This is a genomic window from Streptomyces sp. SID1328 (genome assembly GCF_009865595.1).
Lineage (GTDB): Bacteria > Actinomycetota > Actinomycetes > Streptomycetales > Streptomycetaceae > Streptomyces > Streptomyces griseoluteus.
The window spans coordinates 1-241 of the sequence record NZ_WWKH01000981.1; the positions used below are offsets into that span (position 1 = coordinate 1).

Below are 241 nucleotides of genomic sequence, written 5' to 3' on the forward strand. Positions count from 1 at the left end.
GCCGCGTTGGGGACCAGCGTGACGGCGAGCAGCAGCACCGTGAGCCGCCCGGTCCACCCCTGCGTGAGCTGGGTGAACGCCAGCCGGGCGGTGTCCCCGTGCCAGACCAGGGACGCGCCGAGCAGCAGCGCCCCGCCCCCGGTGAGCACGGCCGTGGCCGCTCCGGCCGCGCGGGCCGCCGTGCCGGGCGCGTCCCCCCGTACCCAGTGCGGCAGCCGGGACGACACCGGCGAATGCGGCC

1 protein-coding gene is annotated in these 241 nt (G+C 79.3%); it reads right to left on the reverse strand.

Annotated elements, in window-relative coordinates:
* Window positions 1–241 (reverse strand): DUF6350 family protein (locus GT030_RS35965; protein ID WP_237522964.1); only part of this gene is annotated, 241 nt, incomplete at both ends.